Here is a 15058-nt window from a genome sequence, read left to right as displayed (position 1 = left end):
TACTTGGAAAAGCTCCTCAAACTATCTATACTGAAATCAAGCGTGGGACAGTCCGAAAATGTCTTGGAAAAGGGCGCTTCAAAGAGGTTTATTCTGCCGACTATGCTCAACAGTCTTATGAAAATAATCGCAAGCGCTCGGTCAAAAAATCAAGCTTGACCAAGGAACTAAAGGAAAAGATTCTCCACTATCATAACCAAAAATTTTCGCCTGAAATGATGGTGATGGCTAAAGGGGTTAACGTGGGAATTTCAACCATTTACTATTGGATTCATCATGTAAAATTGGGGTTAAGCAAGCAGGATCTGCTTTACCCTAGAAAAGGAAAAGCGCTTAAGAAACAAGCTAGCACCAATTTTAAATCCGCTGGTCAATCTATCGAATTATAATTCGCTCATTTTTTCAAAAAATACATAGACGTAAAAGAAAGAGGGTTAAGAGATGAAGAATAGTGCTATTGGGAGTAATTGGAAGGATGTCCGATCTCAACTCTTTACCAAGGAGGAAATCCTTGAAAGTGATATGCGAGTGGCTATCATGAGTGAGCTGATTGAAGCCAGGCATGAGCAAGGAATCAGTCAGAAAAAGCTAGAAGAACTTAGTGGAGTAAGCCAGCCTGTCATAGCTAGGATGGAAACAGGCAAGACTAGTCCTCAGTTGGACACAGTCTTAAAAGTCCTAGCCAGTTTAGGAAAGACACTAGTAGTCGTCCCACTCGAACAGGAAAAGAGTTGATTAGAGTAGACTCATACTCAATGAAAATCAAAGAGCAAACTAGGAAACTAGCCGCAGGTTGCTCAAAACACTGTTTTGAGGTTGTAGATAAGACTGACGAAGTCAGTAACCATATGTCTAAGGCAAGGCGACGTTGACGCGGTTTGAAGAGATTTTCGAAGAGTATTATAGTCTTTTCTAATAACAAGCCATAGTCACTTATAAGAATTACTAATAAAGCGTTTGAAGAGCATAACTGAAATAAAGCTATAAAACACGCTATACAAAGGATTTGAGGCATTTGTCTCAGGTCTTTTTCTTTTGTTTAAAACAGATATATAGTTTCAAACTATATCAAAGCCTAATTTTTTACAATTATACAGATGATTTCTTTTCTGTTAAGATAGTTTCAACAACAAATTTTGGAGGACACATCATGTCAACTACAATCATCGGTTTCCCTCGTTTGGGCGAATTCCGCGAATTAAAATTTACAACTGAAAAATACTTTAGAAAAGAAATCACAGAAGAAGAACTCTTGGCAGCCGCAAAAGACTTGCGTGCTAAACACTGGAACATCGTCAAAGAAAAAGGCATCACTGAAATCCCATCAAATGACTTTTCTCACTATGACAACTTCCTAGATGCAGCTTTCCTTTTCAACGTGGTACCTGCTTCAGTTCAAAACTTGGACTTGTCTGACCTTGAGCGCTACTTCGCTTTGGGACGTGGTTATCAAGGAGAAAAAGGGGACGTTCGCGCCCTTCCAATGAAAAAATGGTTCAACACCAACTACCACTACATCGTTCCTAAGTTTGAAAAAGAAACTCAAGTCAAACTTGCAGGTCACAAGATTTTCGATGAGTTCCAAGAAGCAAAAGAACTTGGATTGAACACTCGTCCAGTTCTTGTAGGTCCATTCACTTTCCTTCAATTGTCAGACTTTGAAGAAGGCGTGAAAGCAGACGACTTCGTAGATAGCTTAGTGGCTACTTACCAAGAAGTTTTTGCTAAATTGGCTGAACTTGGTGCAACTCGCATCCAATTGGATGAAGCGGCTCTTGTAAAAGACTTGACAGCTGAAGAAAAAGCTCTCTTCTTGAACCTTTACAACAAACTCTTGGCTGACAAAAAAGGTCTTGAAGTCTTGCTTCAAACTTATTTCGGTGATGTTCGTGACGTATACGCTGACCTTGTAAACTTGCCAGTAGATGCTATCGGTCTTGACTTTGTTGAAGGTAAGAAAACTCTTGAACTCGTTAAAGGTGGCTTCCCAGCTGACAAGACTCTCTATGCAGGTATTGTCAATGGTAAAAACATCTGGCGCAACAACTACGAAAAGAGCTTGGCTGTTCTTGAGCAAATCCCAGCTGAAAACATCGTTTTGACAAGCTCATGCTCACTTCTTCATGTGCCATTTACAACAGCTAACGAAGAATTTGAACCAGCTATCTTGAACCACTTTGCCTTTGCAGTTGAAAAATTGGATGAAATCCGTGATTTGGACGCTATCCGCAATGGTCAAGGTGAAGAAGCACTTGCCGCCAACAAAGAACTTTTTGCGACTGAGCGTGTGGGTGAAAATGCGGAACTTCGTGCTCGTATCGCTGGATTGACGGACGCAGACTACACTCGTTTGCCAGCCTTTGCAGAACGTGAAGCTATCCAAGAAGAAGCTTTCAAACTTCCAGCTCTTCCAACAACAACTATCGGTTCATTCCCTCAAACAAAAGAAGTTCGTGCCAAACGTTTGGCTTACCGTAAAGGTGAATTGTCTCAAGAAGAGTACGACGCTTTCCTTGCTGAAACGATCGATGAATGGATCAAATGGCAAGAAGATATCGACTTTGATGTCCTTGTTCACGGTGAATTTGAGCGTAATGACATGGTTGAGTACTTCGGTCAAAACTTGTCAGGTTACCTCTTCTCTAAAAACGGTTGGGTACAATCATATGGTATGCGTGGGGTGAAACCACCAATCATCTGGGGTGATGTCACTCGTCTTAACCCTATCACTGTTAAATGGTCTAGCTATGCACAAAGCCGTACAAACAAACCTGTTAAGGGTATGTTGACTGGACCTGTTACCATCCTCAACTGGTCATTCCCACGTGAAGACATCTCTATCAAGGATTCTACTCTTCAAATCGCCCTTGCTATCAAGGATGAAGTACTTGACCTTGAAGCTGCTGGTGTGAAAATCATCCAAATCGACGAGGCTGCTCTTCGTGAAAAATTGCCACTTCGTCGTAGCGACTGGTACGAAGACTACCTTGACTGGGCAATTCCTGCCTTCCGCTTGGTACACTCAACAGTAGCGCCAGACACACAAATCCACACTCACATGTGTTACTCAGAATTTACAGATATCATCCCAGCTATCGATAACATGGATGCAGACGTTATTTCCTTTGAAGCTAGCCGTTCAAACCTTGAAATCTTGGACGAACTCAAAGCGAAAAACTTCCAAACAGAAGTGGGACCTGGGGTTTACGATATCCACTCACCTCGTGTGCCAAATGAAGGCGAAATCGACAATACAATCGAAGCCATCCTTGCTAAAGTGCCAAGCAAGAAAGTTTGGATCAACCCTGACTGTGGTTTGAAAACACGTGGTATTCCAGAAACAAAAGAAAGCTTGATCCGCCTTGTTGAAGCAGCGAAAGCTGCGCGTGAGAAATTGTAAGATTAGATTTCTCAAGAAGCGCTGTTTGGTCAATCTGCCTGTTTCACTTGGATTCTAGGAATCCAGCTAACGAAAAAAATTAACTAGAAAAGGATAATGACTATGTCACGCCAAACACCGTCACTCTCATTTGAAGTGTTCCCTCCCAACCCAGCCGTGGGTAATGATAACATTATTTCTGCCCTTCAAGATATGCAGGAGTTGACTCCCCACTTTATCAGTGTAACTGCCAGCAATAATAAATTTAATATCAAGGAAACGACGGTCCGTTTGGCTGATTTTATCCAAAATGACTTGGCGATTCCGACCATTGCCCACTTGCCAGCCATCTATTTGACTAAGGACAAGGTGGCTGAAACCATTGCGGACTTGGACAAGGTTGGGGTGCAGAAAATCTTGGCTCTTCGTGGGGATATTATTCCAGATGTGGAGCCGCAAAAGGATTTCCGCTATGCAACGGACTTAATTGAGTTCATCAAGGAGCAAGCCCCTCACTTTGATATTGTTGGTGCTTGCTATCCAGAAGGGCACCCAGATTCGCCAAATCAGATTTTAGATATTCAAAATCTCAAGAAGAAAGTGGATGCAGGTTGTTCGAGCCTCGTAACCCAGCTTTTCTTTGATAATGAGCGCTTCTATGATTTCCAAGACAAGTGCATCTTGGCTGGGATTGATGTTCCCATTCATGCAGGGATTATGCCAATTTTGAATCGAAATCAGGCTCTCCGCCTCTTGAAGACTTGTGAGAATATCCATCTTCCACGCAAATTTAAATCCATCTTAGACAAGTATGAGCATGACCCTGAGTCGCTCAGAGCAGCAGGACTTGCCTATGCAGTGGACCAAATCGTGGACTTGGTAACTCAGGATGTTGCCGGTGTGCATCTCTACACTATGAACAATGCGGATACAGCAAAATACATCCACCAAGCAACACATGCCTTGTTTAATCATCAGTCTCTAGGATAATAAAAAGAAAACCATTCTTCTCAAGTGAGGGGAATGGTTCCTTTTTAATGGTAAAGACCGCACTTTTTAAGAAAAATATGATAAAATAGACTTTGTACGTACTTGATACAAAGATGAGGGTATTTAGGTTGTAGAAGTTTGTTTAAAGTTGATTATTTTTTAAGCAAAATCTGATAATGTGTGTCTCAAAAAACACGAACGGAGTGAGTATTTAAAAGATATTTCACGCTATCGTGGTATCTTAGATGATAACAATATTATTATCTAAGGCAGGATTTTTGAGAGTAAAATAGTTCGGGAAACTATTTTAGCCTGAGTATAGAAATAAAAAGGCGAAGTAATTAAAAATTACCATTGAAATTCCGTTGGATTTCTAAAATCATCCACTGGATAATTTTAGCTCCCGTCCGCACTATTCCAGGGAAATATCAAAAAGATACTTAATTGAATTTTGGCCTCATTCCTTAGGAAAAAAGATAAGCTTCCTAGCACTCATCGAGTGCGGCGTCACCTTCCTATTTTTCTACAGAAATGTTCGGCAAGCCGAACCGTCCAAAATATCTTGTGTAATTGAACACGCCTACAACTCTGTGGAAAAAGATAAATCTGCCTAGGAGCGGTCGCTCCGTCGTTCGATTTCCTATTTTCCTTTGAGTTGCTTAACGGCTTAGTATCTTGAGTAATTGCACACGGGCTAAATCCCTAGTGAAAAAGATAGATTTCCTGGTGCGCATCGCACACTGCGTCAATCTCCTATTTTCATACGGGATTCTTCACGCCCTTAGTATCTTGATCTTTGTAGGCAAGGCGTATAATTTCATCAATCCAAAGGGGATTAAAATGACAAAACAAGTGTTTCAAACGACTTTTGCGGGTCGTGAGTTAATTGTAGAGACTGGTCAGGTTGCTAAGCAAGCAAATGGCGCAGTTGTCGTGCGTTACGGTGAGTCAACTGTCTTGACTGCTGCCGTTATGTCTAAGAAAATGGCAACTGGGGATTTCTTCCCTCTTCAAGTCAACTACGAAGAAAAAATGTATGCAGCTGGGAAGTTTCCTGGTGGCTTTATGAAACGTGAAGGACGTCCTTCAACGGATGCGACCTTGACAGCGCGTTTGATTGACCGTCCGATTCGTCCTATGTTTGCGGAAGGTTTCCGTAATGAAGTCCAAGTGATTAACACCGTGCTTTCTTATGATGAAAATGCATCTGCACCAATGGCTGCTATGTTTGGTTCATCCTTGGCACTGTCTATTTCAGATATTCCATTTGACGGCCCAATCGCTGGGGTGCAAGTGGGCTATGTAGATGGTCAAATCATTATCAACCCAAGTCAAGAACAAGCAGAGCAATCTCTTCTTGAATTGACAGTAGCTGGAACCAAGCACGCTATCAACATGGTAGAGTCTGGTGCCAAAGAATTGTCAGAAGAAATCATGTTGGAAGCGCTTCTTAAAGGGCACGAAGCTGTCAAAGAATTGATTGCCTTCCAAGAAGAAATCGTTGCTGCTGTCGGTAAAGAAAAAGCAGAAGTGGAATTGCTTCACGTGGCTGCTGAATTGCAGGCAGAAATCATCTCAGCTTACAACAGTGACCTCCAAAAAGCGGTTCAAGTAGAAGAAAAATTGGCTCGTGAAGCTGCTACTCAAGCAGTTAAAGACCAAGTGACTGCTGTTTATGAAGAAAAATATGCAGACCACGAAGAATTTGACCGTATCATGCGTGATGTGGCTGAAATCTTGGAACAAATGGAACACGCAGAAGTGCGACGTTTAATTACAGAAGACAAGGTGCGTCCTGATGGTCGTAAGGTCGATGAAATCCGTCCTTTGGATGCGGTTGTTGACTTCCTTCCTCGTGTGCACGGCTCCGGTCTCTTCACTCGTGGACAAACTCAGGCTCTTTCAGTCTTGACCTTGGCTCCGATGGGAGAAACTCAAATCATTGATGGTTTGGATCCAGAGTACAAGAAACGCTTTATGCACCACTATAACTTTCCACAATACTCTGTAGGGGAAACTGGTCGTTACGGTGCGCCAGGTCGTCGTGAAATCGGTCACGGTGCTCTCGGTGAACGTGCTCTTGCTCAAGTCTTGCCAAGCTTGGAAGAATTCCCATACGCTATCCGCCTAGTAGCAGAAGTTTTGGAATCAAACGGTTCTTCATCTCAAGCCTCTATCTGTGCGGGTACTCTTGCCCTTATGGCTGGTGGTGTGCCAATCAAGGCGCCAGTAGCAGGGATTGCCATGGGACTTATCTCAGATGGAAATAACTACACAGTCTTGACAGATATCCAAGGTTTGGAAGATCACTTTGGAGACATGGACTTCAAGGTTGCCGGAACTCGTGACGGGATTACAGCCCTTCAAATGGATATTAAGATTCAAGGGATTACTGCAGAAATCTTGACTGAGGCCCTTGCTCAAGCCAAGAAAGCGCGTTTTGAAATCCTTGATGTCATTGAAGCAACCATTCCAGAAGTTCGTCCAGAATTGGCTCCAACTGCTCCGAAAATTGATACCATCAAGATTGATGTGGACAAGATTAAGATTGTCATCGGTAAGGGTGGAGAAACCATCGACAAGATTATCGCTGAAACAGGCGTTAAGATTGACATCGACGAAGAAGGTAACGTATCTATCTACTCTAGCGACCAAGATGCCATCAACCGTGCTAAAGAAATTATTGCTGGTTTGGTTCGTGAAGCTAAGGTGGACGAAGTTTACCGTGCTAAAGTCGTTCGTATCGAGAAATTTGGTGCCTTTGTTAACCTCTTTGATAAGACAGATGCTCTTGTTCATATCTCGGAGATGGCTTGGACTCGTACCAATCGTGTAGAGGATTTGGTAGAAATCGGGGATGAAGTTGATGTTAAGGTTATCAAGATTGATGAAAAAGGCCGTATCGATGCCTCTATGAAGGCTCTTCTACCTCGTCCGCCAAAACCTGAGCATGATGAAAAAGGTGAAAAGTCTGAGCGCCCTCACCGCCCACGTCATCACAAGGATCACAAACCTAAGAAAGAATTTACAGAAATACCAAAAGATTCAGAGTAAGAAAAGGAGAAATGTATGGGGTGGTGGCGCGAAACCATTGATATCGTAAAAGAAAATGATCCAGCGGCCCGCACCACTTTGGAGGTTTTGCTGACTTATCCAGGTGTCAAGGCCTTGGCGGCCCACCGTCTCTCGCATTTTCTCTGGAAGTACGACTTCAAACTCCTGGCTCGTATGCACAGTCAGTTCTGGCGCTTTTGGACTCAGATTGAGATTCATCCAGGTGCCCAGATTGATTCAGGTGTCTTTATCGACCACGGTTCAGGCTTGGTTATTGGAGAAACAGCGATTGTTGAAAAAGGCGTTCTTCTTTATCACGGGGTGACTCTTGGTGGAACTGGTAAGGATGTTGGAAAACGCCATCCGACCGTTCGAAAGGGAGCTCTCATATCGGCTCATGCCCAAGTCATCGGACCAGTGGAAATCGGTGAAAATGCCAAGGTTGGTGCAGCAGCAGTTGTCGTGGCAGATGTACCTAGTGATGTGACGGTTGTCGGTATTCCGGCTAAGATTGTCCGCCTTCATGGTAAGAAGGATGAGCCTGTCATTCACGAAGTCGAAGAAAAACGAGAGTATTATGTTAATAAACTCGAGCAGGCTAAAGAAGCCAGTCATAGATCGTCTGGTTTGTAGAGGATACCTATATGATTCAAGCAAGAAACAAGTTAAGCCAAGAGGAGTTATCTGAGGCGAAAAAACTAATTAACTGTTGCCAAAACTATGACGGTACCTATCGTGATCCCTATCTCTCTAACATGCTTAATTTTGACCCAAACATGCCCGCCTTTTTCCTTTATTATGAAAAAGGCGAACTTGTTGGTCTCTTAACTGTTTATGCAGATGATCAAGATGTGGAAGTGACGATACTGGTTCATCCAGATCATCGCCGTCAGGGAATTGCGCGTGCTTTGTTTACGAGTTTTGAGAAAGAAACAGCTTCTTTCTCTATTTGTTCAGTCACTTTTCAGACAGAGCGTATTTTTCTAGAGCGTCATCCTGATTTTGTCAATAATTGGGGATTGGTCGAGGATGAAGAGACAGAAACCTGGTTAGGTAAGGATAGAAGACCATATCCGTTAGCAAATGTTTCCAATCTTGAAGTTTTGTTAGCAGATAGTTCGTATCAGGAGCAAATTAGCCAGTTAAAATTTCAGGCATTTTCAGAGGAACATGAATCTAGAGAAGTTGTGGATAGATATGTCGCTGAAGCTCTGAAGGATCCAGAAAGTCGCTTGTATATTTTGTTAAAAAACGGTGAGGTTATTGGAACTTGCACGGTAGATTTATCGACTAATACGAATTACTTCTACGGTTTAGCAATATTGGAACCTGAACGTGGGAAAGGCTATGGAAGCTACTTAGCAAAATCCCTCGTCAACCAACTAATTGAGCAAAATGACAAGGAATTTCAGATTGCAGTGGAAGATAGCAATGTAGGTGCCAAACGTTTGTATGAAAAAATTGGCTTTGTCAAACAGACTCAGGTGGTTTATCTGAATGAGAAAGGAGCAAGGGATTCCGAAGTGTAGAGATATTCGGACTGAAATTTACTTGAACTCTTAGTGATGAAACTAAGTGTTCTTTGATTTTGGTTTTCCTGATTATGATTTATGATTAAAATCTACGACACCATGTCTCGTGATTTGCGAGAATTTGTCCCGATTGAGGACGGCAAGATCAAGATGTATGTTTGTGGGCCAACGGTGTACAACTATATCCACGTGGGAAACGCCCGTTCAACGGTGGCTTTTGATACCATTCGTCGCTATTTTGAGTACCGTGGGTATAAGGTTGCCTATATTTCCAATTTTACAGATGTGGATGATAAGATAATCAACCGTGCCAGGGAAGAAGGCATCACGCCTCAGGAGGTTGCGGACAAGTACATCGCTGCCTTTCGTGAGGATGTGACGGCCTTGGGCGTCAAACCTGCGACTCGCCATCCGCGTGTGGTGGAGTTTATGGCAGACATCATCCGTTTTGTGGAAGACTTGATTGAGAAAGGCTTTGCCTATGAGAGTCAAGGAGATGTCTATTTCCGTGTGGAAAAATCCCACAACTATGCCAAATTGGCTAATAAAACCTTGGAAGATTTGGAGCTAGGTGCTTCAGGTCGTACCGATGAAGAAACGGCTCGTAAGGAAAATCCTGTGGACTTTGCATTATGGAAATCTTCCAAACCAGGTGAGATTTCTTGGGATAGTCCTTGGGGACCTGGACGTCCGGGTTGGCATATTGAGTGTTCAGTCATGTCGACAGAGATTTTAGGTGATACCATTGATATCCACGGTGGTGGAGCTGACCTAGAGTTTCCACACCACGCCAATGAAATTGCCCAGTCTGAAGCTAAAACAGGCAAGACTTTTGCTAACTACTGGATGCACAATGGCTTTGTCAATATCGACAATGTCAAAATGTCTAAGTCCTTGGGTAACTTCATTACGGTACACGATGCCCTTAAAACTCTTGATGGGCAAGTACTTCGTTTCTTCTTTGCGACCCAGCACTACCGTAAGCCTATCAACTTTACGGAAAAGGCAGTGCGTGATGCAGAGACTAATCTCAAGTATCTGAAGAATACTTATAAGCAACCATTTACAGGAAATGTGGATGCCCAAGAGTTACAAAACTTTAAAGATAAGTTTGTAGCAGCTATGGATGAAGATTTTAATGCTGCCAACGGTATCACAATTGTCTTTGAAATGGCCAAATGGATCAACTCTGGCAACTATGATGCAGCTGTCAAGCAAGCTCTTGCAGATATGTTAGAAATTTTTGGAATTGTCTTTGTTGAGGAAGTTTTGGATGCAGAGATTGAAGACTTGATTCAAAAACGCCAAGAAGCGCGTGCCAATCGTGACTTTGAGATAGCGGACCAGATCCGTGATCAATTGGCTGCTCAGGGAATTAAGCTCCTTGACACCAAGGATGGAGTGAGGTGGACACGTGATTGATGTCAATCTCATTAATGGGATTGCGCTAGCCTTTGAAGGAGATGCGGTTTATTCCATGTATATTCGTCGTCACCTCATCCTCAAAGGTATGACCAAACCCAATAAACTCCATCAAGAAGCGACCAAGTATGTGTCGGCCAAAGCTCAGGCTCGCCTGATTTCCCTCATGCTAGAGGAGCAAGTCCTAACGGAAAGAGAAAAAGAAATCTACAAACGTGGCCGCAATACCAATAGCCACACAAAGGCTAAAAATGCCGATGTGGTGACTTACCGCATGTCCACAGGTTTTGAAGCTGTGATGGGCTATCTCCATATGACTGAAAATTTGGAACGTCTTGAGAGCTTGATTTGGTGGTGCATCCAAAAAGTGGAGGGCTAGGACATGATGACAAAAGAACTACAAGACTGGTTTCCTGAGGCTCAGATTTCAGACCAACCAGTAGAGAAAGAGGGCTATCTCACTCTCCCTTTAGCTTCTCAGCAGTGGATTTTGCTGGAGAAAGCTGGGCTCAGTGAGCGTGAAAAGCAGTTGATTTCCCTTTTGACCCAGCAGGAGCAGGCTCGTTCGCTCAATCCTTGGTATTCCTATCTGATTGAGGGGAAGGGTCAGGCACCGCAAACTTTTAAAAAGATTCAGTTGGTGTATTGCCATCTTTCCTATTTTCAGCAGGAAAATCTGGCTTCTTGGCTAGATATGATGCGGACTCTTTTTCCGAATTGTCAGACGGTGCTTCAGGTCGGAGCTCAGGATTATGTTTTCGTGCTGCAACAAGATAAGTACACCTCTGTACGTTCAATCTTATCTGATACGATTGAAGCGGTTGAGTATGACTTTGGACTTCGTCTCTCTATCATGTTAGGCCAGGTTTGGTCTCAGGCAAGACATCAAGCCCTATCAGACTTGATTAAAGCAGAGAGAGATTTGTTTAAGACTTGGTGGCGTCAGGGTCACCAAGGTGTTCATACTTTTTCACAGCTCTATCTTTGGAGTATGGGAGAAAGGCTCGTGGACCTGAGAGTAATCAAGGAATGTCTACACCAGATGATTTTGGATCAAGATCAGATTCAGGAAATCATTCTCTCCCTTTGGGAAAATAGTGCTGTCCTAACAAAAACAGCCCAGCAACTCTATCTGCACCGCAATTCTCTCCAATACAAAATTGATAAATGGGAAGAATTGACAGGGCTTCAGTTGAAAGAGTTGACCGACTTGACCTTGTGTTATCAATTGATTTTAGGTTCTTTGTCAACTATAGTTGGTTTGTAAAGAAGTTAATATTTGGAGAAGAGGATTGCCATCTTCTCCATTTTTATGTGCAGAGTTATAGTGGATTGAGGCTGTCAATCGAAAGTGATGATGTCCCAAAAAAATGGTGAGATTGAGGGCAATTATTTTGCTTTCATCAGGGATTGCATGTTTTGGTTTTCGATTTCTGTTTCCGTGTCTGAAGGCTTCTTTTCCTTTCTGTTGATAGGCTAGTAGCAGACGATTGATTTGTCTTTCAGAAAGATTCAGTTCGACACAGGCTCGATTCTTTGTTTTCTTTCCTTGGTCTATAGCTTTTATCACAAGATATTTTTTCGTTTCATTCATATTCAGTTGGATACTTTTCATACGACTATTTTATCAAATGGGACATTTTCACGTTCGATTTACTAAAGACATTCTCACATTCGAATTACAAAACCTAAAAAATCAAATGTTTTTCCTTGCAAAATTCGGGGGGGGGGTGGTATAATTGCTACTAGACTGTATACTCTTCATAGGAGGTACAGTGGGGTAAATAGTCGTAAGTTGCTATTTATATATTAGACTTTCCTGCGAAACAAAATATGGTACAATAGTTCTATGAATTATGAAGCAAGTAAACAACTAACTGATGCACGATTCAAGCGTCTTGTTGGTGTTCAGCGCACGACTTTTAAAGAGATGTTAGCTGTATTAAAACAGCTTATCAACTTAAACACGCAAAAGGTGGAAGAAAACCTAAACTAAGCCTAGAAGACCTTCTTATGGTCACTCTTCAATATGTGCGAGAATATCGAACTTATGAACAAATTGCGGCTGATTTTGGTATCCACGAAAGCAACTTAACCCATCGGAATCAATGGGTTGAAGTAACTCTTGTTCAAAGTGGTTTTACGATTTCAAGAACTCCTCTCAGTTCTGAGGACACGGTAATGATTGATGCGACGGAAGTAAAAATCAATCGCCCTAAAAAACAATTAGCGAATGATTCTGGTAAAAAGAAATGCCACGCTATGAAGGCTCAGGCGATTGTCACAAGTCAAGGGAGAATTGTTTCTTTGGAGCTCGCTGTGAACTATTGTCATGATATGAAGTTGTTCAAAATGAATCGCAGAAATATCGGACAAGCTGGTAAAATCTTGGCTGACAGTGCTTATCAAGGGCTCATGAAGATATATCCTCAAGCATAAACTCCACGTAAATCTAGCAAACTCAAGCCGCTAATAGCTGAAGATAAAGCCTATAACCATGCGCTATCTAAGGAGAGAAGCAAGGTTGAGAACATCTTTGCCAAAGTAAAAACGTTTAAAATGTTTTCAACAACCTATCGAAATCATCGTAAACGCTTCGGATTACGAATGAATTTGATTGCTGGTATTATCAATCATGAACTAGGATTCTAGTTTTGCAGGAAGTCTAGTTTTACAATCTACAAGTTGATTCACTTTCTATTATGTATTATTATGATAGTGGTAAACAAAACAGAGAGGAGTTCTATATGACACCAGAAGAAGTCTATATGACAGAGTGATTGGAAAAGCAAATCACCTGCTTTCAGGGGAAAAGTTTCCAGCATCGCAGACGCTACAAGGTCTTGGAGATTGCTGAGATTGTTTCCGGTTTTTTGATTGCGATTTTTTGTGCCATTCCCATGCCGGGCGATCACTATCGCCTTGTCTCTGTTGTGCTTTCAAGCATGGGGTTGCTTTGTGAGGGATTGCTTGGTATTTATAATAGCAAGGAACACTGGATATCCTATCAGAAGGCAGCGCAACTTTTAGAACGAGAAAAGTTTCTCTACCAGTGTCTGACTGAGAAATAAATACGCAGGTGAAAGCAAGCCTTTTACATTCTTTGTCAAGATCTGTGAAGGGATAATCTCTGACGAAATAATCAAGTGGGAAGGCATCCAGTCTAAAGAAGCGGGTGTGCCTGCGGAAACTCCACTCCAATGCAAGAAAAATCGAGGGGGTAAAAGAAAACCTATAGTCAGGGAAGAATAGCCTGACTGGAAAGCAGTATGAAAAAATGGAATTTACAGCGTAAAACAACTCAAGGTCCGGTTTGTTTTTTGTGCTTAAAAGACAGGAACTTCCTTGAAACTTGAGTTTGTCTCGGTGCATTTGAAAGAAAACTCAGTTTAGACGGAGACTGTTAAACAAGCTTATGGTCTAACCAGTACGGATGTGGTTGAGTAGCTAGTAGATGGTTTTTTAGAAATGGAAAGAGTGCAGATTTCAATGTTTCAACACCTAAAGGAAGATAACTAGGAGGTGATTAAGGTTAAAACAAAACGGATAAATGGTGATTTATTTTCAGGTCTTATCGCTGATGTCGACGAAGAAATCATGAATAGCGATGACAATCGTTTAGCTATCGATAGGATTGTCATCCAACATAATGGCGGTTTGAGCGATGAAGGAGCACCTGGTATGTATCTACAGGCGTTGGTACCTCTGCTTATTACCAGGCTTGGACTATCCAGAGCATGGTTTTTGCCCTGTAGGAGTCTTTGCCATCATTGATACCCAGGAAGCAGACGGCTACACTTGAGGCTTTCTGAAGTCAGAAAAAAGCTGGCTGGCCTTGGAGTTCACAGAAAGAATTACTTAGAACATAAGGAGAAAAATAATTGTTGAAATTGATACAAAATAAGAAAAAAGGTGGAGAGAAAGCCTTTCGCTACTCTCTCAGAAAATTTAAATTTGGCGCGGCTTCTGTGTTGGTAGGACTCTCCTTTTTAGGCAGTGATATATCTACCGTTTCTGCTCATTTTGAAACGGTAGATAATGTGACTTATCTTGGGGATACACCTAGAGAAGTTGGGTATGCTAAGCAATCAGTACAAGTAAGAACTGAGATATCAAAAAATGGCAAGCATGTAAAATATACAATACTTTTCAATAAAAATTATGAATACTGGGCTAGGCCAGGACTTACTGCTTGGTTACCAACTGGTTTGGATCATCGGACGGTTAGGATTAGAACTTATAATTCTGATGGAAAAACAGGGGGAGGGGGATTGCCGTGGAAATTAGTGCACGATTTGGGAGTGCATGAATTTCCTGGTGCGACAAGAGAATTAGTTTTCAATCCTGATTTTGACCCTAGAAACGAAGGAAAATGGAATGAATTTTGGGAAAAAATAGGAAAGGTTGGTTCAGGTTCCGATATTCCAACTGAGTGGAAAGAAAAAAATCAGTTACTGTTTGGTATCAATTCATGGGAAAATTTTTCTCACAATGCTTACAAGTGGGAAATAGAAGCGGATGTTCAAGATGGGGTAGTGGCTTCACAATTACCTGTCGTAGCTGGAATTGTACAGCCTCGTTCAAGATATCCTCGCTATGTTGCAGTAGGACCTAATGAAACAGTAGATACAGACGGAGACGGTCTAACTGACAAGCAGGAAGTTGATAAGGGTACGGATCC

The 15058-nt window shown here is 42.1% G+C and carries 11 protein-coding genes and 4 pseudogenes; 14 read left to right on the top strand and 1 reads right to left on the bottom strand.

Annotated features, from left to right (window positions below; genetic code table 11):
• The 10 genes and pseudogenes from HT687_RS07500 to HT687_RS07450 form a co-directional block, all read left to right on the top strand.
• A pseudogene (locus tag HT687_RS07500) lies at positions 1 to 383 on the top strand (IS30 family transposase); the annotation flags it as partial.
• A 58-nt stretch (positions 384 to 441) separates the two neighbouring features.
• Positions 442 to 735 (top strand): helix-turn-helix transcriptional regulator, encoded by a 294-nt coding sequence (locus tag HT687_RS07495; RefSeq protein WP_023933252.1) that lies wholly within the window; start codon positions 442 to 444, stop codon positions 733 to 735.
• Positions 736 to 1150: 415 nt separating this feature from the next.
• A complete protein-coding gene (gene metE, locus HT687_RS07485; protein WP_023933250.1) occupies positions 1151 to 3400 on the top strand; it encodes a 5-methyltetrahydropteroyltriglutamate--homocysteine S-methyltransferase in 2250 nt (749 codons plus the stop codon).
• Between the two features lie 102 nt (positions 3401 to 3502).
• The gene (gene metF / locus HT687_RS07480; RefSeq protein WP_023933248.1) at positions 3503 to 4369 is read left to right on the top strand and encodes a methylenetetrahydrofolate reductase [NAD(P)H]; all 867 of its coding nucleotides are present in this window, start codon (positions 3503 to 3505) and stop codon (positions 4367 to 4369) included.
• An 840-nt stretch (positions 4370 to 5209) separates the two neighbouring features.
• Entirely contained in the window at positions 5210 to 7423 is a 2214-nt protein-coding gene (gene pnp, locus HT687_RS07475; protein ID WP_172924136.1) for a polyribonucleotide nucleotidyltransferase, read from the top strand.
• 15 nt (positions 7424 to 7438) lie between these two features.
• Complete coding sequence (gene cysE / locus HT687_RS07470; RefSeq protein WP_023933244.1) at positions 7439 to 8056, top strand: serine O-acetyltransferase; 618 nt, start codon at positions 7439 to 7441, stop codon at positions 8054 to 8056.
• Positions 8057 to 8067: 11 nt separating this feature from the next.
• On the top strand, positions 8068 to 8952 hold the full coding sequence (locus tag HT687_RS07465; RefSeq protein ID WP_138704530.1) for a GNAT family N-acetyltransferase: 885 nt from the start codon (positions 8068 to 8070) through the stop codon (positions 8950 to 8952).
• A gap of 81 nt (positions 8953 to 9033) precedes the next feature.
• Complete coding sequence (cysS, locus tag HT687_RS07460) at positions 9034 to 10377, top strand: cysteine--tRNA ligase (RefSeq protein WP_172924135.1); 1344 nt, start codon at positions 9034 to 9036, stop codon at positions 10375 to 10377.
• On the top strand, positions 10370 to 10756 hold the full coding sequence (locus HT687_RS07455; RefSeq protein WP_000567930.1) for a Mini-ribonuclease 3: 387 nt from the start codon (positions 10370 to 10372) through the stop codon (positions 10754 to 10756). Before cysS ends, HT687_RS07455 begins: the two co-directional genes overlap by 8 nt.
• A 3-nt stretch (positions 10757 to 10759) precedes the next feature.
• Positions 10760 to 11644: a PucR family transcriptional regulator gene (locus HT687_RS07450; RefSeq protein ID WP_000988346.1), complete on the top strand. Its 885-nt coding sequence runs from the start codon at positions 10760 to 10762 to the stop codon at positions 11642 to 11644.
• A 126-nt stretch (positions 11645 to 11770) separates the two neighbouring features.
• Here HT687_RS07450 and HT687_RS07445 read toward each other — a convergent pair.
• A pseudogene (locus HT687_RS07445) lies at positions 11771 to 11971 on the bottom strand (helix-turn-helix domain-containing protein); the annotation flags it as partial.
• A gap of 255 nt (positions 11972 to 12226) precedes the next feature.
• On the opposite strand from HT687_RS07445, the pseudogene HT687_RS07440 reads away from it, so the two are divergent.
• The 4 genes and pseudogenes from HT687_RS07440 to HT687_RS07425 form a co-directional block, all read left to right on the top strand.
• Positions 12227 to 13029: pseudogene (locus HT687_RS07440) on the top strand (IS5 family transposase).
• 128 nt (positions 13030 to 13157) lie between these two features.
• A pseudogene (locus tag HT687_RS07435) lies at positions 13158 to 13629 on the top strand (DUF4231 domain-containing protein).
• A gap of 412 nt (positions 13630 to 14041) precedes the next feature.
• On the top strand, positions 14042 to 14179 hold the full coding sequence (locus HT687_RS07430) for a hypothetical protein (protein ID WP_153300005.1): 138 nt from the start codon (positions 14042 to 14044) through the stop codon (positions 14177 to 14179).
• A gap of 79 nt (positions 14180 to 14258) precedes the next feature.
• On the top strand, positions 14259 to 15058 hold an 800-nt coding region (locus HT687_RS07425), incomplete at its 3' end, for a YSIRK-type signal peptide-containing protein (RefSeq protein WP_172924134.1).

Source organism: Streptococcus sp. 1449 (assembly GCF_013276805.1).
In the GTDB taxonomy this organism is placed as follows: Bacteria; Bacillota; Bacilli; order Lactobacillales; family Streptococcaceae; genus Streptococcus; species Streptococcus pseudopneumoniae.
Note: the sequence above shows the minus strand (reverse complement) of the source record. Positions and strands in the feature narration are given on the sequence as shown.